The organism is Pseudophaeobacter arcticus DSM 23566, assembly GCF_000473205.1.
GTDB lineage: Bacteria > Pseudomonadota > Alphaproteobacteria > Rhodobacterales > Rhodobacteraceae > Pseudophaeobacter > Pseudophaeobacter arcticus.
On record NZ_KI421507.1, the window covers coordinates 248,012 to 271,587 of the forward strand.

A 23,576-nucleotide genomic window follows, 5' to 3' on the forward strand; every position below is an offset into this window, starting at 1 on the left:
AAACCTCGGTTATTTGGCGGCCAGATCGGGGATGGAGGTCAGGTCGCTCAGCACATGTTGGGCAGACCAGGGCAGTCGGTCCATGGGCTCAGCTGCGCGATTGACCCAGGCGGTGGTAAAGCCGTAGCCCGCCGCGCTGGCAGCGTCCCAGCCATTGGAGGAGACAAAGAGCACCTCGTCCTTCTGGCAGCCAAACCGCTGCCCCACCAGGTCATAGACCCGCGCGTCCGGTTTGAAGATACCGACGCTTTCCACTGAGAGCACATCATCCAGAAGCGATTGGATGCCGGCGGATTGCACCGCCCCATCCAACATGTCGGGGGACCCGTTGGACAGGATCGCGGTGTTCATCCCTGCCTTTTTCAAAGCGGCCAGCATCGCCGGAACCTCGGGGTAGGCCTGAAGCTCCCAATAGAGATCCAGCAGGCGTTTGCGCAGTTTGGGATCCCCGGCAAGGCTGGTCGCCTCGAGCGCCCAGTCAAGCCCGTCCTGAGTGACCTGCCAAAATCCGCAATGGGCATCTGTTATGGCGCGCAGCCAGGAGTATTGCAGCTGCTTCAATCGCCAATGGTTGGCGAGCTCTGCCCAGCTGTCCTGCAAATGTGGAAACTCAGGCTCGGCGGCAGCCTGGCGGGCTGCGGCTGCGACGTCAAATAAGGTGCCATAGGCGTCAAAAACACAGGTGGTGATCGGCATTGCATTCTCCCTTTGGGCCATCCTGTCACGGCCTTGGGCTGGGTGCAAAGCGCGAAGTTGTGATGGATACAATTGGGGGTCTCAAAGACTGCCAGGCCCAAACAGCGCGCAGTTTTGGCGCAGGTCCTGTTCCTGAGCGGTAAAACCATCGGCTTTACATCGTACCTGAGGACTGTAGGGTGCCGGCCACTGAAACTTGTAGATAGACTGGAGGTCACATGACCGAGGTAAAGAACGGCGATACCGTGCGCATTCACTATACGGGCACTCTGGCGGATGGGTCCGTCTTTGACAGCTCCGAAGGGCGGGATCCGCTGGAGTTCACTGTGGGCTCTGGTCAGGTGATTGCAGGCATGGATGCCGGTCTGCCAGGCATGCGTGTCGGCGATAAAAAACGGCTCGAAATTCCTGCGGACGAGGCCTATGGCCCGCTGAACCCCGAGGCCCGCCAGGCGATCCCGCGCGAGGGCATCCCTGACGGCATCCCGCTGGAGCTGGGCACGCAGCTGCAGATGCAAAGCCCCGAAGGCCATGTATTGCCGGTGACCGTTGTCGAGGTCACCGAAGCCACCGTGACGCTGGATGCCAACCATCCGCTGGCGGGCAAGGATCTGACCTTTGATATCGAGCTGGTCTCGATCGGCTAAGGCCGCCTCCGAACGGTCCAAAGCAAAAGGGCGCCCTCCCAGGCGCCCTTTTTATGTCTCATCAGCAGCGGGGCTGCCGGATTTACAGATGCTCTTGCTGTGGCATGCCCAAAACATGGAAGCCGCCATCGACGTGGATGATTTCCCCTGTGGTGCAGGCGCCAGCATCCGAAGCCAGGTAAACAGCAGTACCGCCCACGGCCTCAAGCGTTGCGTTAGACCGCATGGGGGCGTTCTGTTCGGTGTGCTTGTAGGTCTTGCGGGCGCCACCAATGGCGGCCCCGGCCAGGGTCTTCATCGGGCCGGGTGAGATTGCATTGACACGGATGCCTTCGGGACCAAGGTCATTGGCCAGATAGCGCGTGGCGCTTTCCAGAGCGGCCTTGGCCACGCCCATGACATTGTAATTTGGCGTTACCCGGTTCGAGCCACCATAGGTCAGCGTCAGGACGGTGCCACCATTGTCTTTCATGAAGGGATGCGCCCGGCGCGCCACTTCGATCAGCGAATAGGCCGAGATATCCATCGAGTTTTTGAAATTCGCCCGGCTGGTATCCAGAATACGCCCTGTCAGTTCAGACTTGTCCGAATAGGCAATGGCGTGGACGATAAAATCAATACTGTCCCAGCGGCTGCCCAATTGTTCAAAGGCGGTGTCCAGCGAGGCGTCATCGGTCACGTCTACGTCGACCATAAAATCACTGCCGACGCTTTCAGCCAAAGGAGCCAGGCGTTTGCCAAAGGCCTCCCCCTGGTAGGTAAAGGCCAGCTCGGCCCCGGCTTCGGACATGGCCTTGGCAATACCCCAGGCGATGGAGCGCTCATTGGCAACACCCATGATCAAGCCGCGCTTGCCCGTCAAAATTCCAGACATTGTGAGTGTTATCCTTTGTACTTGCTCAAAATCATCGACCCATTGGTGCCGCCAAAGCCAAAGCTGTTGGTCATGACACAGTCGAGGCCCGCATTTTCGACAAGATCAGTGGCGATCTCGCCGGGCAGGATGCCCTCGGCCAGGGTGTCCACATTGATCGATGGGGTGATGAAATCGTCATCCAGCATCAACAGGCAGAAAATGGCCTCCAATGCGCCCGCCGCGCCCTGGGCGTGGCCGGTCAGGGATTTGGTCGAAGAGATCGGTGGGGTCTGGCCTTCGCCAAAGACCCGGCGCACGGCCTCGACTTCGCCAACGTCACCAACGGGGGTCGATGTGCCATGGGCGTTGATATAGCTGACCTTGCGGCCTTCGGGCAGGGTCGACAGCGCCAGACGCATGGCACGTTCGCCACCTTCGCCAGAGGGGGCAACCATATCGTGGCCATCGGAGGTGGCCGCATAGCCCACCACTTCGGCGTAGATCTTGGCGCCGCGCGCCAGCGCGTGGTCGAGATCTTCCAGCACCACAATGCCACCACCGCCTGAAATGACAAAACCGTCGCGGTCCTGATCAAAGGCGCGGCTGGCCGCGGTTGGGTCGTCGTTTTTCTTGGAGGACATCGCGCCCATGGCATCAAACAGACAGGACAGGGTCCAGTCCAGCTCTTCGCCGCCACCGGCAAACATCACGTCCTGCTTGCCCATCATGATCTGTTCTGCCGCATTGCCGATGCAGTGCAGCGAGGTCGAGCAGGCCGAGGTGATGGAATAGTTGATGCCCTTGATCTTGAAGGCTGTCGACAGGTTGGCCGAAATGGTCGAGGACATGCACTTAGGCACCGCAAAGGGCCCGATGCGCTTGGTGGCGCCGGTTTTGGCAACCACCTGATGCGCCGCCAACATGGCAGAGGTGGAGGGCCCACCGGAACCAGCCACCAGACCGGTGCGCTCATTGACGATCTGATCCTCGGTGAGGCCCGCATCGGCAATGGCCTGGCTCATGGCGATATGGGCATAGGCGGCACCTGGCCCCATGAAACGCAGGGCGCGCTTGTCGACATGTTCCTTGATGTCGATCTTCAGCGTACCGGCAACCTGACTGCGAAAGCCATGCTCGGTCATTTCCGGGCTGGCGACGATGCCAGATTTCCCCGACTTCAGTGAAGCGATGACTTCTTCGGTGTTGTTTCCGATGGAGGAGACGATCCCCAGACCGGTGACGACGACACGACGCATACGTGCACTCCCTTAATTGCTTATGTCTTAGTATGCATTGCAGGGCGGAGGTGCAAGATGGCATGGTGTGGGAGAAGGCTTGAGCGGGATGCTGATACTAGTACGATTTGAGGACAGACTTCTAATTGGAGCTAGAGCCGGTTCTGCCCACATAAACTCTGTCGATCATTTTTCTGGCACAATCGACCGATGAATCCATTAGGGCATTCCTGCAATACGCTGAAAGCTGCGTTAGGAAAAAGACTTCACTCGTGTCATAAAATGGCTCCGGGGCAAGGGATCGCCCGATGCCTGCTGAGCCATAAGGTGTAGACTCGGGAAAAACTCCCAACGCAGAAATGACTCCGAATTCAAGGCAGGCCCTGCGGGCCAGCTTTTCCGCTCCCAAGTCGACCACTAGTGCGACTGCTGATACAACGTTCTCTTTGTGTTCGAACCACTGACCGAAGCAACCTGGCCCCACTGGGAGCAACCCAGAATCGAGTATGCCAATAACTTCACTGCTCGCATCATTCGCGTCCACTGCCAGGTCCGTTGCTTTGAATCGGAAAGTTGGTTCAACTTGGCCCAATTGCAGTTCTTCGAAGGCGATGACAAAGTTCGACTGTCGGTCTATGGCGGATTTCGCGGCAAACCAGGTATCCGCTTCGCCAACCATCTCAACCTCTTCGTCAGCCAGCATGGATAGAACTTGGATTAGAGATACGCCATAGAGCGCCAGGTCGCTTGGGACTTCGCCAACCAGTTCCGGCCTGATTGCTCGTCCCCAATGTCGCAAACCTGATTTTTGCCCGTCATAGATCGTGTAGCGGTCGGCAAGGCTGGAGAAGTCGGTAGGATCATCCGACCGGGCTGATGTAGCTAGGGCTGCGATGGCAAGTGTAACAAACAAACGTTGTACAAGGGGCTGGATCATGCTCTGCAATCCTCTGCAAATAAAACAGGATATTTTAATGGACCATGGTAGATTAGCCGCGAAATTATGAAAGCATTTGGTTTACTTACAAGCAAACTCTAAGTGAGTTTCTCGTCGCCGATGTCCCCTTTGCTCTTTGCCTGAAGCTGCAACCAACAAAAAAAGAGGCCCGATGGCCTCTTTTCAAGTCTTGCGGGCCAAGACTTCTCAAGCTTCGGACAGAACGACCTTCATGTCCTTGACGTCATAGATCATCTCGCCATCGGCCTCGACGATGCCATCGGCGACACCCATGGTCAGGCGGCGGGTCTGGATCGCTTTTTTGAAGTCGATCTTATAGGTCAGCATCTTGCGCTCGGGGCGGACCATGCCGGTGAGTTTGACCTCACCAACGCCAACCGCCATGCCGCGGCCTTTCCAGCCGCGCCAGCCGAGGTTGAAGCCGGTGAGCTGCCACAACCCATCCAGACCCAGGCAGCCGGGCATGATCGGGTTGCCGGGGAAATGACATTCAAAGAACCACAGTTCCGGGTTGATATCGAATTCTGCAACGATATGGCCCTTGCCATGGGCGCCGCCATCGGCGCTGACCTCGGTAATGCGGTCCATCATCAACATTGGCGGTGCTGGCAGCTGGGCGTTGCCAGGGCCAAACAGCTCTCCGCGGGCACATTTCAACAGATCGTCTTTGTCAAAGCTGCTGGGGTAATCGGCCATGCTGGCGCGTCTCCTGCCTGAGGTGTTTCATGTGTTTTTCCTCCTGTAGCACCCGGCTTAAGGGTCCTGCAAGAGCAGTGAGCCATGCGGCGCGGGGCGCGGTGTCACAGGGGGCAAGCCACTGGCGTTGACCGGAAATGGGGATTCTGTTTGAAAAATGCAATTCATTCGCAGTATAAACACCAATAGCAACGCGATGCAGGATCCGCACATGACGCCAAACAGTGAAGACGTGGCAACAAATTGGTTGGTTGATGCCGGCCTGCGGCCAACCCGTCAACGGCTCGCCCTTGCGGAGCTTTTGGTGGGCGATGGCAACCATCGTCACGTCACCGCCGAGAGCCTGTTTGACGCTGCCAAATCCAAAGGCACCACCGTTTCACTGGCCACCGTCTACAACACGCTGCGGGCCTTTTGTGAAGCAGGGGTGCTGCAGGAAATCACTGTGGATGGGTCGAAAAGCTATTTTGACACCAATACCCACGATCACCCGCATTATTATTGGGAGGATGGCAATCGGGTCACCGATGCGCCCTCTGATCAATTGGTGATCCAGCGCCTGCCGGACGCGCCCGAAGGCATGGAGATTGCCTCGGTGGATGTGGTCATTCGTCTGCGGAAGGTCTGAGGCCTGCGCCTGGCGGGGCTGGGCGGAGGGTTTTTGACAGGATGTCCAGGGCGCGGGCCAGTACCGAATCAAGTTTTGGCGCGCCGTGGCTGGTGATTATCACCGGCTCCAGGGCGCAGCTGTCGCGGACTGGAATATTCACAATCGCCTTGCCATCGTAGCTTTGGGTGATGGGGGGCGCGCTATAGCTGATGCCGACGCCCTCGCCATTGGCGGCCAGGCTGCGCAGCACCTCCAATGAGGCGGCGCGGTGGGAAATTCGGGGTGTCAGGCCCAGGCTTTTGAACAGCGCCAGCATATGCTGCACGGACAATCCCTCTTGCGAGAGCACCAGCGGCTCGCGGGCCAATTGCGCCAGGGAGAGGCTGCTGTGGCGCGCCAGCTCATGGTCGGGTGTCAGCAGGGCCAGCGGTGCGCGATTGTCGATCACCCGCCGGGTAAATCCGGCATCCAACCCCAGATCATAGGTCACCGCGAGGTCAATCTCGCCTTGCAGCAGACCGCTAATGAGCTGTGCAAAGCCAAGAGTTTTGGTGGTCACGGTCAGGTCGGGAAAGGCCTGGCGCAACTCACGCAGAGCCGGGGCAAGGACAAAGGGGGCCAGATCAGAGAAACAGCCTATGACCAGGTTTTGCACCACAGGGCTGGCGCCGTCTGGGGTCTCCAGCCGGGAGGCCTGTTGCAGCAGTTTCTGTGCCGCCTTGGCAAAGTCGCGCCCCTGGGGGGTGAGCGACAAAGGTGTGCCTCGTCTTCGCACAAACAGCGCCTGACCCAGGTGGTCTTCGATCCGTGCCAGGGCGGTGGAGAGCGCTGGCTGGCTGACATTCAGGGCCTGTGCTGCAGCAGAGAGGCTGCCGTGCTGGGCAACGGCACAGGTGTATTCGTAGTGGCGCAGTGTTAAATATAGCATCAGATTATGGGTATCTTATAAATATATTATTTGAAACTAACTCGTGAAGGCGGCACAGTCGGTGCAGCAAAAATACATCTTTTCTAACCGCCGCCAGACCGAAGCCTGACAGGATTGCGAGAAACTGACTGCCTTGCTGCTTTGGTCTGCTGCCTGTTTGGCGGGCTGCCTGATTGGCGGGCTGCTGGCTGGCTGCTGGCTGGCGGATTGATACAACATTGAAAAACCTGGACGGAGACCCGCAGGATGCACCCACTTATCACTCAAGACCATATCGAACATTTCCAGCGTGATGGCGCGGTTCTGATCAAGGGGCTGTTCAAAGGACAGGTCGACCAGCTGCGCCAAGGCGTTGCGCAAAACATGGCGGAGCCCGGCCCCTATGCGTCAAACAATGAGAAGGCCGGTCAGACCGGGCGCTTTTTTGATGACTATTGCAACTGGGGGCGCATTGCGGATTTTGAGGATGCCATCAGATCTTCACCGGTAGCGGAGGTTGCTGCAGACCTGATGCAGTCAGACCGGGTGCAGATGTTTCATGACCATGTTTTGGTGAAAGAGCCGGGGACCTCGATGGCGACGCCCTGGCATCAGGACGGCCCCTATTATTTTGTGGAAGGTCGCCAAACCATCAGTTTTTGGTCGCCGCTGGATCCGGTGAAAGAGGCCGCCCTGCGATGTGTTGCGGGCTCTCACAGGTGGGAGAAGGAAGTGTTGCCAACGCGTTGGGTTTCGCAGGAAGATTTCTTTGCCGACGAGGGCCAGTATATGGCGGTGCCTGATCCCGATGCCGAGGGCATGACCATTCTGGAATGGGAGATGGAGCCTGGCGATGCCGTGGCCTTTGATTACAAAACTCTGCATGGGGCCCGCGCCAATACCAGCAAGACCCGTCGACGGGCCTTCTCATTGCGGCTGGTGGGGGAGGATGCGCGCTATGTTGAGCGCCCGGGGCCGACGTCGCCCCCCTATCCGGGACATGAAATGCAGCCGGGGCAAAGGTTGCGAGAGGATTGGTTTCCGGTGTTGCTGCAGCGCTAGGCCTTAAGACCGCGCGCCTGGGCCGTGAAGGGATCAGCCTGGAAAACTGGGCCCGGAGGACTGGGCCCGGAGGACTGGGCCTGCCAAGACTGGGCCTGCAAGGTTAGGGGAGGGGGCGCTGCCCCCTCTTGCGCCTGCTGGCGCAATTCACCCCTGGGATATTTGTGGCCAAATGAAATGGCGGCTGGTTCCATGGCGGGGTGTTTGGGTTAGAACCACTGTCCTGGTTCCATCAGGCCAAGGTCCAGCAATTGTCGCGAGTGCCAGTCAAAGGGGGTTGAGTTGTGCCATTTGAAACTGTCGATGGCAAAATCCGATCCGGGGTTGCGCTTGAGCGCTTTGGCGGTGCGGAAGGAACAGACGGCGGCGGTTAGATTGTGATGCCAGGGACAGGCATAGGTGTTGTATTCCTGATCGTTGAAGGTGTGATTGTCTTGCAGGGTTAGCCCGTCCTTGACCCGGAACAGGGAAATCCTGTCGATCTTGCGGCTGGTCCAGGGGATATGTTCTTCATGGCGCCAGCGCACGCCGCCAAAGAAGTCCAGCTGTCTTTCGCGTGGCGCATTGGCCGTATCGTCCCAACGTGCCTGGGCGTAGTAGCCTGACTTGTCGAGAAAGGCCGTTTCCAGGGAAACCGCGCTGGGATGTTTTTGCAAATCGTCGGCATAGAGATCGATCACATAGGTCAGCATTGCCGCGCGCCGCTCTTCGGTGTGGAACGTCAGCATCTCTGCCACCGTTCTGGTTTCGCAGAAGGGGAAAAACAGGAATTCAGCATTGTAGCAATAGTAGAGCCAGCATCCCGGTTGCGCCGCGCCAATGATTTGATTTACCGCCTTGAAGACGTTTTCCGGGGCGCTGCAATCAAAGGGGACGCGGTGGATTCTTGATTTGATGTCACGCGGCAGATCAAAGGCATCTGGCATCAGGGCAACAATGGTCCTGAAGCCAGATTGCAGATGATGGCGCAGGGTTGTGGCCACTTCGATATCGTCTTCGACAAAGATCAGCGCAACCGGGCCTTTGACCAGTAGGGTCTTTTGTTGTTTGAGAAAATCTTCCAGCGACGAATACATCATGCTCTTGTGTCTTTGCCCTTTTGCTGCCGTTCTGGCATTTGACCTTAAAATCGGGTAATCCCGCCTGCATTGCAAGCCACGAGATTTGCCGTTAAGGCAGGCCGTTGTTCCCGATCCCTGCTGGAAGGCACCACAGATATGTCCGCGCCCAAGAAACTGTTTATCAAGACCTATGGCTGTCAGATGAATGTCTATGACAGTGAACGCATGGCCGAAGCGCTGGGCGGGCAGGGCTATACCGAGACCAAATCAGCGGATGAGGCAGATATGATCCTGCTGAACACCTGCCATATTCGCGAAAAAGCTGCCGAAAAAGTCTACTCGGAACTGGGGCGGTTCAAAAAGCTGAAGGCTCAGAAGCCGGATCTCAAGATTGGGGTTGCGGGCTGTGTGGCCCAGGCTGAGGGGCAGGAGATCATGCGTCGCCAACCGCTGGTGGATCTGGTGGTTGGGCCGCAAAGCTACCACCGCTTGCCAGAGATGGAGGCAAAGACACGTGAAGGGGAGAAGGTGCTCGACACCGATTTCCCCGAAGAGGACAAGTTTGAGCAACTGAAGCACCGCCCCAAGTCCAAACGTGGTCCGACGGCGTTTTTGACCGTGCAGGAGGGCTGTGACAAATTTTGTGCCTTTTGCGTTGTGCCCTATACCCGTGGCGCCGAGGTCTCGCGTCCGGCGGATCGTATCCTCACCGAGGCCCGCGATCTGGTTGAACGCGGGGTGCGCGAGATCACCCTGCTGGGGCAGAACGTCAATGCCTATCACGGTGCCGGAGCCAATGGTGATCTGACCCTGGCCCAGCTGATCTGGGAGTTGGACAAGGTGGAGGGGCTGGAGCGGATCCGGTTTACCACCAGCCATCCCAACGACATGATGGATGACCTGATCGAGGCCCATGGTACCTGCAAGAAGCTGATGCCCTATCTGCATCTTCCGGTACAGGCAGGGTCTGACAAAATTCTCAAGCGGATGAACCGCAGCCATACCGCTGAGAGCTATCTGCGCTTGATTGAACGGATCCGCGCGGCGCGGCCGGATATTCTGATCTCGGGTGATTTTATCGTAGGCTTCCCTGAGGAGACCGAAGAGGATTTCCAAGCCACCCTGGATCTGGTCGAAGAGGTCAAATACGGCACCGCCTATTCCTTTAAGTACTCCACCCGTCCCGGAACCCCCGCCGCCGAGCGTCCGCAGGTCGATCCGGTTGAGGCCGATGACCGGTTGCAGCGGTTGCAGGCGTTGTTGACGCGTCAGCAGCGAGAGATCCAGGACAGCATGGTGGGGCGTGAGGTTGGCGTTTTGTTCGAGAAACCGGGGCGTCAGGCGGGTCAGATGCTGGGAAAATCAGACTATTTGCACGCGGTTCACGTTGCGGATTGCAACCGGCAGGCGGGGGAGCTGGCGCGGGTACGGATCGTTTCTTCCCGTACAAATTCGCTGGCGGGTGAGTTGATCGGCTAGCAGGGCATATGCCTTTTTGCGGTCTTCTGGCGTCGGGCACCTGTGATCTGGAGGGTTTTCCTGGCAGGGAGCGATTCTTTTTGCCGCTGACTGCTGGTTGATTTTACTGGGAAAACTATTTTTACGGGCGTTTGATTTTGGAGAGTGAGTCATAATTGCTGCGCTCTTGGCTACAATTGAAACAAAACGGTATGAGTGTTGCCCGAAAGCGCATAATCTTGCGAAAAGCCTATAAAGGCAGGGGCTGTTTTTATGAAAAAGCTGTGTAGATTGTTGCTAATAACCTGAGTGTTAGGAATTTTAAGCGGCAAGCTTCTCTGGGCGATACCCCCGGGGGGACTTAGGTGAAGGAAATCTGGTTGTGATGACATTTAATGTAAAAAACATGGTCGCCCTGTTGGCCGCTGCCGTGGCCACGGTGAGCTTGTCGATAGGGTCGGTACAGGCGCAGCAGCGCACAATTGTTGGTGAACGCTATGTTCCGACCATCTGGGTTGACCCTGACGGCTGTGAGCACTGGGTCATGGACGACGGCGCCGAAGGCTATATGACGCCGCATGTGACCTCTGATGGCAAACCCGTTTGCCGCCGTGGCAATCTGTGTGGTGTGATGGAGACGGATCAGTTCTTTGCGACTGACAAGCACTATATCAACGCCGCCGGTCAGACGCGCCTGAAAGAGTTCTTCAACTCCAACAAGGGCAGCGTGCGCTCCTTTGTGATTGCCGGTCATACCGACAGCCGGGCCTCTGACGAATATAACATCCGCCTGTCACAGCGCCGCGCAAATGCGGTTGCGGGGGTTGCCAAATCGGTTGGTGCGCGGATCGCTGATATTCGCGCCTATGGTGAGCGTGACCCACGTGTACCCAATACCAGTGCCTCCAACATGGCGCAGAACCGTCGCGTCGAAATTTATTGCTTGCGCTAAATTAAGGACATCAAGATGCACCTACTCAAAGCAACCGCGCTGTCCCTTGCGCTGACCGCCGTGGCAGCCTGTGAAGTCACCGAGGACAAAACCCGCGATCAACACGCCGGGGATGGGTCAAACACCCATCTGTCGAATATGACTGCAGGAATCTGGGTTGACCCGGAAGGCTGTGAACATTGGATCATTGATGACGGTCTCGAAGGCTATGCGGATCTGCGGCGCACCCCCGATGGCAAGCCTGTCTGCAACAGCCCGCTGCCGCGCAATGTGGCAACGGGGCCGTTCAAGGATGGCTCTAACTTCCCGGATTCTCTCTAAGGCTTTGATGCCGTCTGAAATCACTTGGTTCAAAGACATGGTCGCCCCTTTGGGGCGGCCTTTTTTGTCTCATCTTTGTGAATTTACGGGTCGCCTGCTTGCGCCTGAGCGGTGGCAGATGCAAACTGTTGAGAGAAACATCAAACTCAGGAGCTCCCCCCATTGGTCACAAGCGCTCGGATCCAGCCACCGACCCCCAGCAACACGCATGAGGTGCTGCTCGAATTCCCTGACAATCGCCTGCTGATTGATCTTTGCGGTGAATTTGATCGCAACCTGACGGAAATCGAGCAGAAAATCGGTGTCCAGATTGTGCGCCGGGGCAATCAGCTTTCGGTGCTGGGAGAAGAAGCGCTGCGGGATCAGGCCGCTGAGGTGCTCATTTCGCTCTATGATCGGCTGGAAACGGGCCGCAGCGTTGAACATGGCGATGTCGACCGCGAGCTGCGCATGGGGCATTCCGGCGATGAGGTCGGCGACGACCAGCTTGAGATGTTCAAAGGTGGCCAGGTTGAGATCAAGACCCGCAAAAAACTGGTAGAGCCGCGCACCGATGCGCAAAAGGCCTATGTGCGGTCACTGTTCGAGCATGAACTGGCCTTTGGCATTGGCCCTGCCGGTACGGGTAAGACCTATCTGGCGGTTGCTGTCGGGGTGAACCTGTTTATCACCGGCCAGGTGGATAAGATCATCCTGTCGCGCCCGGCAGTAGAGGCCGGGGAGAAGCTCGGCTATCTGCCAGGTGACATGAAGGACAAGGTCGATCCCTACATGCAGCCGCTATATGATGCGCTGAATGATTTCCTGCCCGGTAAGCAGTTGGCCAAGCTGCTGGAGGAAAAGCAGATCGAAATCGCACCTCTGGCCTTTATGCGGGGGCGTACGCTGTCCAATGCCTTTGTGGTGCTGGACGAGGCGCAGAATGCCACTTCGATGCAAATGAAGATGTTTCTGACCCGCCTTGGCGAAGGCTCGCGTATGGTCATAACGGGCGACCGGACGCAGGTGGATCTGCCGCGTGGGGTGACTTCGGGCCTGGCGGATGCGGAACGTTTGCTCGCGTCGATTTCCAAGATCAGCTTTAATTACTTTACCGCGCGCGATGTGGTGCGACATCCGCTTGTCGCCGCCATCATCGAGGCCTATGACGCTGAGGCACCACCGGCCTGATATGGGGCGCCTTGATACGGAGGGCCTTGCGGCGGGCCTGACGGTGGCAAAAGGCTGTCGCGCGGCACGGTGGCGCAGCGGCGCAGCGTATTGAAGGTGGCGGAATACATGGCTTTGGAGATCTCAATCGAGGACAGCCGCTGGCAACAGGCTGGGCTGGAAGACGGGCTGGAAGATCTGGCGCATCAGGCGGTTGCTGCGGTGCTTGGGCATTTTGATCTTGATCCAGAACATTGCGAGATTGCCTTGCTGGCCTGCGATGATGACCAGATCGCTGGTTTGAATGCCGAGTTTCGCGAAAAACCTGTTCCCACCAATGTGCTGAGCTGGCCAGCGGAAGATCTGGCCGCATCAGAACCGGGCGGGCAGCCTTTGAGGCCAGAGGCAGATTTTACCGGCGAGATCCCGCTCGGCGATATTGCCATTGCCTATGACACCTGTGCCCGCGAAGCCGCTGCCGCAAAAAAGCCGCTAGCGGATCATTTGCGCCACCTGATCGTTCACGGAGTGTTGCATCTTTTGGGCTATGACCACATTAGCGACCTTGACGCCACAGTGATGGAAGGCTTGGAGGTCGAGATACTTGGCAATTTGGGTCTGGATGACCCATATACTGTGGATGATAGCCTTTGACCGGGCATTTTGGATAGGACAGATGGGCGATATAGAAGGCAGTTCTAACGCGGCGCATGGCGCGCTACAGAACATTGGCAGCACTGCGGCAGAAGCCGGCGCTGCACACCGACCAGGTTTCTGGGAGCGTATTTTTGGCTCCTTTGCACCGACCTCACCTCAGCACCAGCCAAAGGCGGAACTGGAGGGGCCTAGTCCTGCAGCCCAGTCTCATGGGATGATAAACCTGCGCCGTATGCGGGTGGAAGATGTTGCCATTCCCTCGGCTGAAATCCTCTCGGTTCCGGTCTCCATTGACCGTGATGACCTGGTGCAGGTGTTCCGTGACAGTGGGTTTACCCGGATTCCTGTCTATGAGGGCACCCTGGATACGCCGCTTGGCTTTGCTCATCTCAAGGATTTTGCCCTGACCCATGGGTTCAATGGCGGCAGCAAGCCCTTTGAACTGCAGCAGATGCTGCGTCCTTTGCTGTTTGTGCCCCCCTCAATGCCAATTGGTGTGCTTTTGGCCAAGATGCAGGCGGAGCGTCGGCATATGGCTCTGGTGATCGACGAATATGGCGGTGTTGACGGCCTGGTGACGATTGAAGATCTGATCGAACAGGTGATCGGTGAGATCGAAGACGAACACGACCCCGGCGAGGATCAGACCTGGTATCAGGAAAAGGCCGGTTGCTATATCGCTTTGGCGCGGACACCGCTGGCGGAATTTGAGACCGAGATCGGCCAGTCGCTGACCCGGCATGAAGATGTCGATGGCGAAGAGATCGAAACGCTCGGCGGGCTGGTCTTTATGCTGTCTGGCCGGGTTCCGGCACGGGGAGAGGTCATTGTGCACCCGGATGGGCCGGAATTCGAAGTCATGGACGCCGACCCGCGCCGGATTAAACGGTTGCGGGTGATGATGCCGGACCCTGCCGCATGATGAGCGGCCTGCGGGGCAGATGCTTGCGCGCAGCGCGGCGGAGGTCAAGCTGGGTTGCGGGGCTTTCGGCCTTTGGTCTGGGGGCGCTGCTGTCGGTTTCGCTTGCCCCGCTGCACATCCTGCTGAGCCTGCCACTGGCGCTTGGCGGCTTGGGGGTGCTGGCGCTTTGGGCGCGCTCCCCTTTGCAGGCCTCGGCGATTGGCTGGTTGGCGGGGGCGGGCTATTTTGGCTTTGGTCTCTCCTGGATTGTTGAGCCCTTTCAGGTTGACGCGGCCCGGTATGCCTGGATGGCGCCCTTTGCGCTGGTGTTTCTCGCCGCTGGGTTGGCGCTGTTTTGGGCAGTGGGCTTTGGCCTGGCCGTCCGCTGGAGCCCAATGGGCGGGGAAAGACACACTCAGGAGGGCAGGCGGCTGGTGCTTTTGCTGGCGCTCTGGTCCTTGATGGAAATAGGGCGGGCCTATCTCTTTACCGGTTTCCCCTGGGCGGGGTTTGGACAGTTCTGGATTGATACCCCGGCGGCGCAGCTGCTGCCCTGGATCGGCGGGCAGGGGCTGGCAGTGCTGACGCTTGCGGTGACGCTGCCGCTGGCGTTGCTGCGCAGGCGGCCCTTGCTGGCAGTCTCGCCGTTGCTGGGGGTGGCCCTGGCTGGCTACGCCTTGCCACAGCCACCAGAGCCCGAGATGACCTCTCATCTGGTGCGATTGGTGCAACCCAACGCGCCGCAGGCGGAAAAGTGGCTCCCCGAGCGGCGCTGGGATTTTGTGCGCCGTGCCATCGAGATGAGCGCGGCAGGACTAGGCCAGGATCAGGCCAGTCTGGATGGGGCGAGCTTGGATCGGGCCAGTCTGGATCGGGCCAGTCTGGATCAGATCAGGCCGGATCCAGTTCGGCCGGATCTGATTGTCTGGCCAGAGACTTCGGTGCCGCAGTTGTTGAACAATGCCGACGATACTCTGTCTGCAATTTCAGAGCGGGTTGCAGGCGTGCCGGTACTTTTGGGCATCCAGCGACGCGCAGAAGGGCGCTACTACAATTCAGCCGTCCGGGTGAGTTCCGAAGGACGCGCGGATCAGATCTACGACAAGGCGCATCTGGTGCCCTTTGGGGAATATGTTCCCTTTGGGGATCTGATGGCCCGGTTTGGGATCCATGGTTTTGCGGCCCAAAACGGGTCGGGCTATAGCGCTGGTCCGGGGCCGACCTTGATGGATCTGGGCATTGGCCAAGCACTGCCGCTGATCTGCTATGAAGCTGTCTTTGCCCGGGATGTAAACGCCACCCCGGCGCGCCCGGATATGCTGATCCAGATCACCAATGATGCCTGGTTTGGCACCCGCTCCGGTCCATACCAGCATTTGGTGCAGGCGCGGATGCGCGCCGCCGAACAGGGGCTGCCGATGCTGCGGGCCGCCAACACCGGGATCACCGCGATGATCGACCCCTTCGGGCGGCTGCGTGAGTCCATCGCATTGGGAAAGGCCGGTGTCGTTGATGCTGTGCTGCCGCAGCCACTGGCCGCCACTGTTTACAGCCGCACCGGGGATCTCCCGGTGGTTTTCCTGTGCATCGCCATGGGGCTGGCAGCTGTGAAAAAACGACGCAGATCTGCGAAACTCTCATAGTGCGTTAACGTCTGGCGATTAGTATTTGACCTCTAGTTCATCCGAGCGTACTTGGTACGAAGTCCTCTCACAACGGCTTCCTGACGTGACGAGGTTAACCCAATGGAGCATTTTCATGTCTCGTAAGAATTATACTTTTACCTCGGAATCCGTTTCCGAAGGCCACCCGGATAAGGTCTGCGATCAGATTTCGGATGCCGTACTGGATGCATTTCTGGCCGAAGAGCCAGAAGCCCGCGTCGCTGCGGAAACCTTTGCAACCACCAACCGCGTTGTCATCGGCGGTGAGGTGGGCCTGTCCGACCAGGACAAGCTGCACGAATACATGGGGCGGATTGATGCGATCACCCGCGCCTGTATCAAAGATATCGGCTATGAGCAGGAAAAATTCCACCACGAGACCGTGGAAGTGACCAACTTGCTGCACGAACAGTCCGCACATATTGCCCAGGGCGTTGATGCTTCGGCTGACAAGGACGAAGGCGCCGGCGATCAGGGTATCATGTTCGGCTATGCCACCACTGAGACACCGCAGCTGATGCCAGCGCCGATCCAATACAGCCACGCAGTGCTGCGGCGTCTCGCCGAAGTGCGCAAAAATGGCACCGAGCCTGCCTTGGGGCCAGACGCTAAATCGCAGCTGTCTGTTGTCTATGAAAATGGCAAACCCGTGCGGATCAGCTCACTTGTTCTGTCTACCCAGCATCTGGACGAAACCCTGACCTCCAGTGATATTCGCGCAATCGTGGCGCCGTATTTCCACGAGGTCCTGCCTGATGGCTGGCTGACAGATGAGACCATCTGGCATGTGAACCCAACCGGCAAGTTTGTCATCGGTGGCCCCGATGGTGATGCAGGTCTGACCGGGCGCAAAATTATCGTTGATACCTATGGTGGCGCGGCGCCTCATGGCGGCGGTGCCTTCTCGGGTAAAGATCCGACCAAGGTTGACCGATCAGCGGCCTATGCCGCGCGCTATCTGGCCAAGAACGTTGTTGCCGCTGGCATTGCTGACAAATGCACCATTCAGCTGTCTTATGCGATTGGCGTGTCCAAGCCTCTGTCGATCTATGCCGATACCCATGGCACCGGCGAGGTTGCACCGGCTGCGATTGAACGCGCAATTGATCAGGCAATGGACCTGACCCCACGCGGCATTCGCCAGCATCTGGGCCTGAACAAGCCGATCTATCAGCGCACCGCTGCCTATGGTCACTTTGGCCGCGAGCCCGATGCCGATGGTGGCTTTAGCTGGGAACGCACCGACCTGGCCGAAGCGCTCAAAAAAGCGCTCTGATCCAGGCGATAGCCTGACCGCAGGGGCCAAAGCCTTCCGCCAAGGAGGGCTTTGGCCCTTTTGCTTTTCCGGCTGCAGGTTGTCCCGGTGGATGGTTTAGCCTCTTTGCCGCCAGTCTGCCAAAGACCGGGGCGCTGATGCCAATTTGCACTTGGGCAAAAGCACCTTCTCGAGTCATGCTGGGTGCAGAATAGCAACTGACTAGGTTTGGACATGATGATCCGCTTGATGACCCGATTTATTGCCGCTGCTTCTTTGGCACTGTGCCCTCTGCCGCTTTTGGCAAAGGAACTGATGTCGGACAAATTCGAGGTCAAGGGATCGGTGCTGATCTATGACACCGAAAAAACCAATGGAGAGATCCTTGATGATGATATTCGGGCTCTCAAATGGTCGTTGAGAAAACACACAGCCGTCACGGAATTACATCTCAACAGCAGCGGTGGCAGCGTCCATGCCGGGGCTGAGATGGCCGAGATTGTGATGAAATACAGGCTCGATACCTATGTCGAAGGAGAGTGCACCAGCGCCTGTGTTGATGTCTTTCTTGCCGGCAATCGGCGCCAAATAGCGCGCGGCGCCAAAATTGGCTTTCACCAGCGCAGCTGGGCTGCACAGGCTGTGCAGCGCTACTATCGCAATTACCGGGAGAGCAATGATTGGGATACGCCCTTTGAGTTTGGCTCCTGGATCTACGCCGATACCCAGGCAGAAGTGCATGCGCATCTGGTCTATATGATCTCACGCGGGGTGGAGCCCGGCTTTGTTGTTTCGACCCTGAAGGCAAAATCGAGTGAGATCTGGTACCCGTCTCAGGAAGAGCTGGCTGCGGCTGGGGTGCTGCGCGAGGCGGTGCCGGGTGTCGTCCCGCTGCCTCGGGTTGCAGTGGTGGACACAGAGGGGCAGCCGCTTTTGGAGCTGGAAGAGAAGAAGCAACGCTAGGGGTGTTGAACCGGCGCCTCTCTTGACCTGCGCCGCTGCTTGCGGCAGATGAGCGGCCAACCGCGCACGGGCCTTGTTTGCAAAGGCTGCTTTGATTGTGACCGATCAAAGAGGGCGCCTGAAAAAAGGAAGTGCCCCGCCATGGCCGATAAGAAAACGCCCCGTGATGTCGGCAACGACGCAGGCCCAGAAAGCGGCGCCCTGGAAAATGGCGCTCATGTGAGCGGCGCGCCCTGGCGCAACTTCTATGGCCGCTTTAGTGGCAAGACCCTGAAAGACAGCCAGCGGCGCTATCTGGCCGAAGATCTGGAGGCGCTCAGCCCCGGTGCTGTGGGCTGGGAGGAAAACCCGGATCGCAGCCCACTTGATCTCGACGCCCTGTTTGGTGGTCGCGACACCTGGCTTGAGGTCGGCTTTGGCGGCGGTGAACATCTGGTGCATCAGGCCAGCTGCAACCCGGATGTGGGCATTATCGGGGCTGAGCCTTTTATCAATGGTGTTGCCATGTTGCTGGGCAAGATCCGCAAGGCGGGCTGTGAAAATATTGCCGTGCATCCGGGGGACGCGCGCGATCTGATGGATGTGATCCCGCCACAGTCCATTGCCAGGGCGTTTTTGCTGTATCCCGACCCCTGGCCCAAGACCCGTCATCACCGCCGCCGCTTTGTCACGCAAGAACATCTGGAGCCGCTGGCGCGCTGTCTCAAACCTGGTGCCATCTTTCGCGTGGCCACCGATATTCCCGACTATGTGCGCCAGACCCTGGAGGAGGTGCCAAAGGCTGGGTTTGAATGGCTGGCCTCTGATGCTGCAGACTGGCGTGAGCCCTGGCAGGACTGGATTTCCACCCGCTACGAACAAAAGGCTCTGCGCGAGGGGCGCACCCCGACCTATCTGACCTTCCGACGTCTCGGATAGGGAGGCAGCGGGCAGGGGATCGGTGCTGGACGCTTGGATCGCAATTCGTTACCGATAGCGGAAACATAGCAGCCTGCCACGACGCAGGCTGACACGACATAGACAAAGGAAGCGCCATGTCCGGACACGGTACCCCCACCCCGATGACCTCCCACCGTGCTGAGCCTCTGAAAGGCGTGGCCGAGGTTCCGGGTGACAAATCAATCTCCCACCGCTCGCTGATCCTGGGAGCCATGGCCATTGGCGAGACCAGGATTTCCGGCTTGCTGGAAGGCGATGATGTGCTCGACACGGCCAAGGCCATGCAGGCTTTTGGCGCTGAGGTGGTCAACCACGGGGGGGGCAATTGGTCGGTCTTTGGCGTGGGTGTCGGTGGCTTTGCCGAGCCGGATCAGGTGATTGATTGTGGCAACTCTGGCACCGGGGTGCGGCTGATCATGGGCACCATGGCAACGTCGCCAATCACGGCGACCTTTACAGGCGACGCCAGCCTCAACGGGCGTCCCATGGCACGGATCACCGATCCGCTGGCTCTGTTTGGCACCAAGGCGGTCGGCCGCAAGGGTGGCCGTTTGCCGATGACCATCGTTGGCGCGGCAGAGCCAACACCGGTGCGCTATGTGGTCCCGGTGCCCTCGGCGCAGGTGAAATCTGCGGTGTTGCTGGCGGGGCTGAACGCGCCGGGCAAAACCGTGGTGATCGAAAAGGAAGCCACCCGCGATCATTCGGAACGGATGCTGGCAGGCTTTGGCGCTGAGATCACCGTGGAAGACACCGAGGAGGGCCGGGTGATTACCCTCACCGGCCGCCCCGAGCTGAAGCCGCAGGAGATTGCGGTGCCGCGCGATCCTTCTTCTGCAGCCTTTCCGGTCTGTGCAGCGCTGATAACACCGGGGTCGGATGTGCTGGTGCCGGGCATTGGCCTTAACCCCACCCGCGCCGGGCTGTTTTATACGCTGCAGGATATGGGCGCGGATCTCACATTCGAGAACCCGCGCGAAGAGGGCGGCGAGCCGGTTGCGGATCTGCGGGCAAAATACTCTCCCGATATGCAGGGCATCGAGGTGCCGCCAGCGCGGGCGGCGTCGATGATCGACGAATATCCGGTACTGTCCGTTGTGGCCGCCTTTGCCAGTGGCACAACCATGATGGCGGGCGTCAAGGAGCTGCGGGTAAAGGAAAGCGACCGGATCGACGCGATGGCGCGGGGCCTGCGGGCCAATGGCGTCACCGTGGACGAGGGCGAGGATTGGTGGTCGGTTGACGGCCTGGGCCCCGACGGGGTTCCCGGCGGCGGCACCTGCGAAAGCTTCCTGGATCACCGGATCGCCATGTCCTTTATGGTGCTGGGCATGGGGGCGCAGAACCCGGTCACGGTGGATGACGGCAGCCCGATCACAACCTCCTTTCCGATCTTTGAGCCGCTGATGACCGATCTGGGCGCTAAGTTTACGCGAGCCTGATGAGCTGGCGCGCGGCATATTGGCTCTGCGTTCTGGCCACCCTTGCCGTTTACGCGGCCATGGTGTTCTGGACCTTACCGGCCATCGCGCGGGCGACATGCGGGCTGCTGGCCTTTGATCTGCGGCCCTTTGGATATAGCGAAGCTGAGGCGCGCGCCTTTCTGGCGGCCCTTGGGGCCGAGGGGCGGGCGCTGTACACAGGCCCGCAGCGGGGGCTGGACCTGCTTTTCCCGGCGCTGCTGGGGCTGTCGCTGGCAGGCCCGGTTCTGTGGCTGGTTCGGTCCAAATTGTGGCGCGTGGTGTTTATCGGCGTGATTGTGGCCGCTACCGGGTTGGACTACCTGGAAAACTATCTTGTGGCCGGACTGCTCGCGGGGGAGATCGACGCCAAGGCAATTGCCGCAGCCTCCCGTGCGACGATGCTGAAATCGGCGCTGGACAGCTGCGCTATTTTGATCGTGCTGGCCGTCTCCATACGGGCGGCCCTAAGGAAGGGAAAGAACAGACCATGAGCCAGAGTTTTACCATTGCCATCGACGGACCAGCGGCAGCGGGAAAGGGCACGATTTCCAAGGCGGTTGCCGCCGAGCTGGGGTTGGCGCATCTGGACACCGGGCTGTTGTACCGGGCGGTTGGGGTGAAAACGCTGGAAGGCATCCCGGCCATCGCAGCCGCGCAAGGCCTGACGTCTGAGGATCTGCAACGGGATGATCTGCGCGGGCCAGAGGCGGCGCAGGCGGCCTCCAAAGTGGCGGTAATCGCCGAGGTGCGCGCGGCCCTGGTCGATTTTCAGCGCGCCTTTGCCCGCCGCGCCGGTGGCGCCGTGCTGGATGGCCGCGACATCGGCACGGTGATTTGCCCCGATGCCGAGGTAAAGCTTTTTGTCACCGCCAGCGCCGAAGTCCGCGCCCAGCGTCGGTTCCTGGAGCTTTCGGCAAAAGGCGAGGCCGAGACCCTGGAAGAGGTGTTGGCCGACGTGAAAGCCCGCGATGAGCGCGACATGAACCGGTCTGAGGCACCGCTGCGCCCCGCAGAGGACGCCGTGGTGATCGACACTAGCGCCTTGTCGATCAAAGAGGCCGTTGTGAAAGCCCTGCAAGAAGCCTCCGCCCGCCGTTAAGGCACTCCTGAGATCTGAGGGAACAGCCTCAAGCCTGCGTCTTCAGGTTTCCTGAAACGGCAACAATGCGGGACCGTATCACAAAGCTACCGCGTCCGAACCGAGGGGTGGGAAGCGAAGCGCCCGCCCTGTGGGGGCGGTTCGGGCGCTGCCAAAGCGGCGCTTTGACAATTCGTGCAACACCTGATTGCTACGATCATAGAAGGTTTGCTCTGCGGGACAAAACCGACCTTCACACTCTGCTCCGTTTAGGCTCCGCTTAACCTGCTAAAGTGCCGTCCCTTTCAAAAATGATGTCACAATAGCTCTCGGCTTAACCGCGACGTGGCCAAGGTCGGTGCCTATGGCGGGCATCGGTTTGCCTCGTGGAGACTTTCTTTCCACAAGCTGTCAGTGTCCACGTCTTTGACTAGCTCGACAAGCTCCTTGCGCGAAAGATACTGAGCTTCATCACCGACAAATCTGAATGCCTTCATTCCATGAGCTAACATGTACAGCGGAACATAGCTCGGAGGGCCAAGCCTTTGCGTAGCCCCGCAAACAGTCTTGAACAGAGGCCCCGAGATATCCTTAAGCTTCTCCGCAGCGCTCCGCATTCCTTCAGTTTGACGAACAGACAAAGCTTGAAACGTCCAAGTGTTCAAGACGCTTATAGCGCTTGTCGCGGTCCGGTCCGACATCCGCCCTTGATCGAAATGCCCATATACTGAGTAGATGAAGAACAACTGGATTGCTTCATCGAACTTCCCGCGTTTGGCGCATCTTTCGACGGCTCTAGAAAGGTCCACTGGTGTATAGAAATTTGTGACTTTCTCCAGTGGGATACAACCCAGCCGATGTGTCCGAATTAGGTTATCCGGGTGCACTAAGTTTGTAATTTGTGCAGAAGCACTCTTTTTAATGAGCAATGGGAGGCAGAGAAGCAGAAGCAACATCCAAACCGTGTTCGTGGGCCTCAGAGAAAACAACGTTCAAGCCCTTTCAGATAAGCTTCAAAATAAGCGTACCCAAAACATACGCGTCCCGAAAGCGCAATTTGGGCTCAAAGCAGCCCTCTGGACACGCCGGAAGAAATTTCTTTGCGAGATATTGAACTAAACAGTTCAGTTCCGATATGAGGGACGTAAACCTTCCAATGACGGGAAAGACTATGTTTCTAGAAAAGCTGAACTGGCGCTATGCCACCAAGAAAATGGACCCCTCCAAGCCGGTATCCGAAGAGGCCGTGGCGAAGATTGTCGAGGCGGTGCAGATGGCGCCGACCTCCAGCGGCTTGCAGCCCTATGAGCTCTTGGTGGTGCGCAACACAGAAAAGCGGGCGGCCATTCGTCCCGTGGCCTGGGACCAGGCGCAGATCACCGATGGCTCGCATCTGTTGGTCTTTGCCGCCTGGGACAACTACAGCGAAGCGCGTATCGACGCGGTGGTCGATCAGATGGCGACAGAGCGCGGCGGCATGACTGACCTGCTGCAGGGCTATTATGACCGCCTCAAGGCGATGTATCTGCCCCGTTCTGATGAGGAAAACTACGCCCATGCGGCGCGTCAGGCCTATATCGGTCTGGGCTTTGCCCTGGCTGCGGCGGCGGAACTGGGTGTGGACAGCACCCCGATGGAAGGGTTTGACCCGGAAAAGGTCGACGAGATCCTTGGCCTGAAGGAAAAAGGCCTGCGCTCGGTCCTGCTGTTGCCCCTGGGCACCCGTGACGAGAGCGGCGACTGGTTGGTGAACCTCAAGAAGGTGCGCAAACCGCTGAGCACATTTGTGACCAATATTGATTGATCGGCAAATTGGGGCATCCCATGCCGGGCTGCCCCAATTTACCTGTTTCAGCGCGTCCGGATTTGCTGGTCACTTTCTTTGCTGATCCAGAGAAACAAGGCCTTTCACTGGGGACTGCGCTGGTTTTACTTGCGCGGCGCCGGGAATCCGCTTAATAAGCGCGCTGTCAGTATAGGGGCGGCGAACGCTCGAATGGCAATCTGAGCAGGGTCGGAGCGAGTTCCGGCCCTTTGTGTTTGTTTGC

The 23,576-nt window shown here is 58.6% G+C and carries 24 protein-coding genes and 1 riboswitch; of the genes, 17 read left to right on the top strand and 7 right to left on the bottom strand.

From position 1 onward, the window contains the following. Positions 1 to 9: 9 nt before the first annotated feature. The gene (locus ARCT_RS0105255) at positions 10 to 696 is read right to left on the bottom strand and encodes a haloacid dehalogenase type II (protein ID WP_027239121.1); all 687 of its coding nucleotides are present in this window, start codon (positions 694 to 696) and stop codon (positions 10 to 12) included. Positions 697 to 914: 218 nt separating this feature from the next. Between ARCT_RS0105255 and ARCT_RS0105260 the strand changes: the two genes are divergently transcribed. Continuing rightward, positions 915 to 1,343 (top strand): FKBP-type peptidyl-prolyl cis-trans isomerase, encoded by a 429-nt coding sequence (locus ARCT_RS0105260; RefSeq protein ID WP_027239122.1) that lies wholly within the window; start codon positions 915 to 917, stop codon positions 1,341 to 1,343. Between the two features lie 82 nt (positions 1,344 to 1,425). Here the strand turns inward: ARCT_RS0105260 and ARCT_RS0105265 are convergent, their stop codons facing one another. From ARCT_RS0105265 to fabA, 4 genes are all read right to left on the bottom strand, one after another. Further along, the gene (locus tag ARCT_RS0105265) at positions 1,426 to 2,217 is read right to left on the bottom strand and encodes an enoyl-ACP reductase FabI (protein ID WP_027239123.1); all 792 of its coding nucleotides are present in this window, start codon (positions 2,215 to 2,217) and stop codon (positions 1,426 to 1,428) included. An 8-nt stretch (positions 2,218 to 2,225) separates the two neighbouring features. After that, a complete protein-coding gene (fabB, locus tag ARCT_RS0105270) occupies positions 2,226 to 3,455 on the bottom strand; it encodes a beta-ketoacyl-ACP synthase I (protein WP_027239124.1) in 1,230 nt (409 codons plus the stop codon). Positions 3,456 to 3,576: 121 nt separating this feature from the next. Continuing rightward, positions 3,577 to 4,371, bottom strand: coding sequence for a hypothetical protein (locus tag ARCT_RS0105275; RefSeq protein ID WP_027239125.1), 795 nt, complete (start codon positions 4,369 to 4,371; stop codon positions 3,577 to 3,579). Between the two features lie 207 nt (positions 4,372 to 4,578). Then, a complete protein-coding gene (gene fabA, locus ARCT_RS0105280; protein ID WP_027239126.1) occupies positions 4,579 to 5,088 on the bottom strand; it encodes a bifunctional 3-hydroxydecanoyl-ACP dehydratase/trans-2-decenoyl-ACP isomerase in 510 nt (169 codons plus the stop codon). A gap of 211 nt (positions 5,089 to 5,299) precedes the next feature. Here fabA and irr point away from each other — a divergent pair, with 211 nt between their 5' ends. Further along, positions 5,300 to 5,716 (top strand): Fur family transcriptional regulator Irr, encoded by a 417-nt coding sequence (gene irr, locus ARCT_RS0105285; RefSeq protein ID WP_027239127.1) that lies wholly within the window; start codon positions 5,300 to 5,302, stop codon positions 5,714 to 5,716. Here irr and ARCT_RS25485 read toward each other — a convergent pair. Beyond that, positions 5,694 to 6,626, bottom strand: coding sequence for a LysR family transcriptional regulator (locus tag ARCT_RS25485; RefSeq protein ID WP_051360555.1), 933 nt, complete (start codon positions 6,624 to 6,626; stop codon positions 5,694 to 5,696). The genes irr and ARCT_RS25485 overlap by 23 nt on opposite strands. A 246-nt stretch (positions 6,627 to 6,872) precedes the next feature. On the opposite strand from ARCT_RS25485, the gene ARCT_RS0105295 reads away from it, so the two are divergent. Beyond that, positions 6,873 to 7,667: a phytanoyl-CoA dioxygenase family protein gene (locus tag ARCT_RS0105295; RefSeq protein WP_027239128.1), complete on the top strand. Its 795-nt coding sequence runs from the start codon at positions 6,873 to 6,875 to the stop codon at positions 7,665 to 7,667. Between the two features lie 209 nt (positions 7,668 to 7,876). Here ARCT_RS0105295 and ARCT_RS0105305 read toward each other — a convergent pair whose 3' ends face one another. After that, complete coding sequence (locus ARCT_RS0105305) at positions 7,877 to 8,746, bottom strand: glycosyltransferase family 2 protein (RefSeq protein ID WP_027239130.1); 870 nt, start codon at positions 8,744 to 8,746, stop codon at positions 7,877 to 7,879. 138 nt (positions 8,747 to 8,884) lie between these two features. On the opposite strand from ARCT_RS0105305, the gene miaB reads away from it, so the two are divergent. The 14 genes from miaB (at position 8,885) to ARCT_RS0105380 (ending at position 23,332) form a co-directional block, all read left to right on the top strand. Continuing rightward, positions 8,885 to 10,207: a tRNA (N6-isopentenyl adenosine(37)-C2)-methylthiotransferase MiaB gene (gene miaB / locus ARCT_RS0105310; RefSeq protein ID WP_027239131.1), complete on the top strand. Its 1,323-nt coding sequence runs from the start codon at positions 8,885 to 8,887 to the stop codon at positions 10,205 to 10,207. 364 nt (positions 10,208 to 10,571) lie between these two features. Beyond that, the gene (locus ARCT_RS0105315) at positions 10,572 to 11,138 is read left to right on the top strand and encodes an OmpA family protein (RefSeq protein ID WP_027239132.1); all 567 of its coding nucleotides are present in this window, start codon (positions 10,572 to 10,574) and stop codon (positions 11,136 to 11,138) included. 15 nt (positions 11,139 to 11,153) lie between these two features. Further along, positions 11,154 to 11,459 (top strand): hypothetical protein, encoded by a 306-nt coding sequence (locus ARCT_RS0105320; RefSeq protein ID WP_027239133.1) that lies wholly within the window; start codon positions 11,154 to 11,156, stop codon positions 11,457 to 11,459. A gap of 162 nt (positions 11,460 to 11,621) precedes the next feature. Further along, entirely contained in the window at positions 11,622 to 12,629 is a 1,008-nt protein-coding gene (locus ARCT_RS0105325) for a PhoH family protein (protein WP_051360556.1), read from the top strand. A gap of 108 nt (positions 12,630 to 12,737) precedes the next feature. Further along, complete coding sequence (gene ybeY / locus ARCT_RS0105330; protein ID WP_027239135.1) at positions 12,738 to 13,262, top strand: rRNA maturation RNase YbeY; 525 nt, start codon at positions 12,738 to 12,740, stop codon at positions 13,260 to 13,262. Between the two features lie 22 nt (positions 13,263 to 13,284). After that, entirely contained in the window at positions 13,285 to 14,187 is a 903-nt protein-coding gene (locus ARCT_RS0105335; protein WP_027239136.1) for a hemolysin family protein, read from the top strand. After that, positions 14,184 to 15,809 carry an apolipoprotein N-acyltransferase gene (lnt, locus tag ARCT_RS0105340; protein WP_027239137.1) on the top strand — a complete coding sequence of 542 codons (1,626 nt, stop codon included), beginning with the start codon at positions 14,184 to 14,186 and terminating at the stop codon, positions 15,807 to 15,809. Before ARCT_RS0105335 ends, lnt begins: the two co-directional genes overlap by 4 nt. A 61-nt stretch (positions 15,810 to 15,870) precedes the next feature. Further along, positions 15,871 to 15,919: riboswitch (SAM-SAH riboswitch) on the top strand. Between the two features lie 5 nt (positions 15,920 to 15,924). Beyond that, positions 15,925 to 17,106, top strand: coding sequence for a methionine adenosyltransferase (gene metK / locus ARCT_RS0105345; protein WP_027239138.1), 1,182 nt, complete (start codon positions 15,925 to 15,927; stop codon positions 17,104 to 17,106). 228 nt (positions 17,107 to 17,334) lie between these two features. Next, complete coding sequence (locus tag ARCT_RS25490; RefSeq protein WP_036785509.1) at positions 17,335 to 18,048, top strand: COG3904 family protein; 714 nt, start codon at positions 17,335 to 17,337, stop codon at positions 18,046 to 18,048. A 141-nt stretch (positions 18,049 to 18,189) separates the two neighbouring features. Beyond that, positions 18,190 to 18,966 carry a tRNA (guanine(46)-N(7))-methyltransferase TrmB gene (trmB, locus tag ARCT_RS0105355; protein ID WP_027239139.1) on the top strand — a complete coding sequence of 259 codons (777 nt, stop codon included), beginning with the start codon at positions 18,190 to 18,192 and terminating at the stop codon, positions 18,964 to 18,966. A gap of 116 nt (positions 18,967 to 19,082) precedes the next feature. Then, complete coding sequence (gene aroA, locus ARCT_RS0105360; RefSeq protein WP_027239140.1) at positions 19,083 to 20,429, top strand: 3-phosphoshikimate 1-carboxyvinyltransferase; 1,347 nt, start codon at positions 19,083 to 19,085, stop codon at positions 20,427 to 20,429. Then, positions 20,429 to 20,941 (top strand): hypothetical protein, encoded by a 513-nt coding sequence (locus ARCT_RS0105365; protein WP_027239141.1) that lies wholly within the window; start codon positions 20,429 to 20,431, stop codon positions 20,939 to 20,941. Before aroA ends, ARCT_RS0105365 begins: the two co-directional genes overlap by 1 nt. Further along, the gene (gene cmk, locus ARCT_RS0105370; RefSeq protein WP_027239142.1) at positions 20,938 to 21,549 is read left to right on the top strand and encodes a (d)CMP kinase; all 612 of its coding nucleotides are present in this window, start codon (positions 20,938 to 20,940) and stop codon (positions 21,547 to 21,549) included. The genes ARCT_RS0105365 and cmk overlap by 4 nt, the downstream gene beginning before the upstream one ends. Positions 21,550 to 22,699: 1,150 nt before the next feature. Continuing rightward, positions 22,700 to 23,332 carry an NAD(P)H-dependent oxidoreductase gene (locus ARCT_RS0105380; protein ID WP_027239144.1) on the top strand — a complete coding sequence of 211 codons (633 nt, stop codon included), beginning with the start codon at positions 22,700 to 22,702 and terminating at the stop codon, positions 23,330 to 23,332. Positions 23,333 to 23,576: the final 244 nt, after the last annotated feature.

Bases quoted from the DNA above. Each gene is read 5' to 3' on its own strand.
- ARCT_RS0105255 (WP_027239121.1), bottom strand. From the start codon at position 696: ATGCCGATCACCACCTGTGTTTTTGACGCCTATGGCACCTTATTTGAC.
- ARCT_RS0105260 (WP_027239122.1), top strand. From the start codon at position 915: ATGACCGAGGTAAAGAACGGCGATACCGTGCGCATTCACTATACGGGC.
- ARCT_RS0105265 (WP_027239123.1), bottom strand. From the start codon at position 2,217: ATGTCTGGAATTTTGACGGGCAAGCGCGGCTTGATCATGGGTGTTGCC.
- fabB (WP_027239124.1), bottom strand. From the start codon at position 3,455: ATGCGTCGTGTCGTCGTCACCGGTCTGGGGATCGTCTCCTCCATCGGA.
- ARCT_RS0105275 (WP_027239125.1), bottom strand. From the start codon at position 4,371: ATGATCCAGCCCCTTGTACAACGTTTGTTTGTTACACTTGCCATCGCA.
- fabA (WP_027239126.1), bottom strand. From the start codon at position 5,088: ATGGCCGATTACCCCAGCAGCTTTGACAAAGACGATCTGTTGAAATGT.
- irr (WP_027239127.1), top strand. From the start codon at position 5,300: ATGACGCCAAACAGTGAAGACGTGGCAACAAATTGGTTGGTTGATGCC.
- ARCT_RS25485 (WP_051360555.1), bottom strand. From the start codon at position 6,626: ATGCTATATTTAACACTGCGCCACTACGAATACACCTGTGCCGTTGCC.
- ARCT_RS0105295 (WP_027239128.1), top strand. From the start codon at position 6,873: ATGCACCCACTTATCACTCAAGACCATATCGAACATTTCCAGCGTGAT.
- ARCT_RS0105305 (WP_027239130.1), bottom strand. From the start codon at position 8,746: ATGATGTATTCGTCGCTGGAAGATTTTCTCAAACAACAAAAGACCCTA.
- miaB (WP_027239131.1), top strand. From the start codon at position 8,885: ATGTCCGCGCCCAAGAAACTGTTTATCAAGACCTATGGCTGTCAGATG.
- ARCT_RS0105315 (WP_027239132.1), top strand. From the start codon at position 10,572: ATGACATTTAATGTAAAAAACATGGTCGCCCTGTTGGCCGCTGCCGTG.
- ARCT_RS0105320 (WP_027239133.1), top strand. From the start codon at position 11,154: ATGCACCTACTCAAAGCAACCGCGCTGTCCCTTGCGCTGACCGCCGTG.
- ybeY (WP_027239135.1), top strand. From the start codon at position 12,738: ATGGCTTTGGAGATCTCAATCGAGGACAGCCGCTGGCAACAGGCTGGG.
- ARCT_RS0105335 (WP_027239136.1), top strand. From the start codon at position 13,285: ATGGGCGATATAGAAGGCAGTTCTAACGCGGCGCATGGCGCGCTACAG.
- lnt (WP_027239137.1), top strand. From the start codon at position 14,184: ATGATGAGCGGCCTGCGGGGCAGATGCTTGCGCGCAGCGCGGCGGAGG.
- metK (WP_027239138.1), top strand. From the start codon at position 15,925: ATGTCTCGTAAGAATTATACTTTTACCTCGGAATCCGTTTCCGAAGGC.
- ARCT_RS25490 (WP_036785509.1), top strand. From the start codon at position 17,335: ATGACCCGATTTATTGCCGCTGCTTCTTTGGCACTGTGCCCTCTGCCG.
- trmB (WP_027239139.1), top strand. From the start codon at position 18,190: ATGGCCGATAAGAAAACGCCCCGTGATGTCGGCAACGACGCAGGCCCA.
- aroA (WP_027239140.1), top strand. From the start codon at position 19,083: ATGTCCGGACACGGTACCCCCACCCCGATGACCTCCCACCGTGCTGAG.
- ARCT_RS0105365 (WP_027239141.1), top strand. From the start codon at position 20,429: ATGAGCTGGCGCGCGGCATATTGGCTCTGCGTTCTGGCCACCCTTGCC.
- cmk (WP_027239142.1), top strand. From the start codon at position 20,938: ATGAGCCAGAGTTTTACCATTGCCATCGACGGACCAGCGGCAGCGGGA.
- ARCT_RS0105380 (WP_027239144.1), top strand. From the start codon at position 22,700: ATGTTTCTAGAAAAGCTGAACTGGCGCTATGCCACCAAGAAAATGGAC.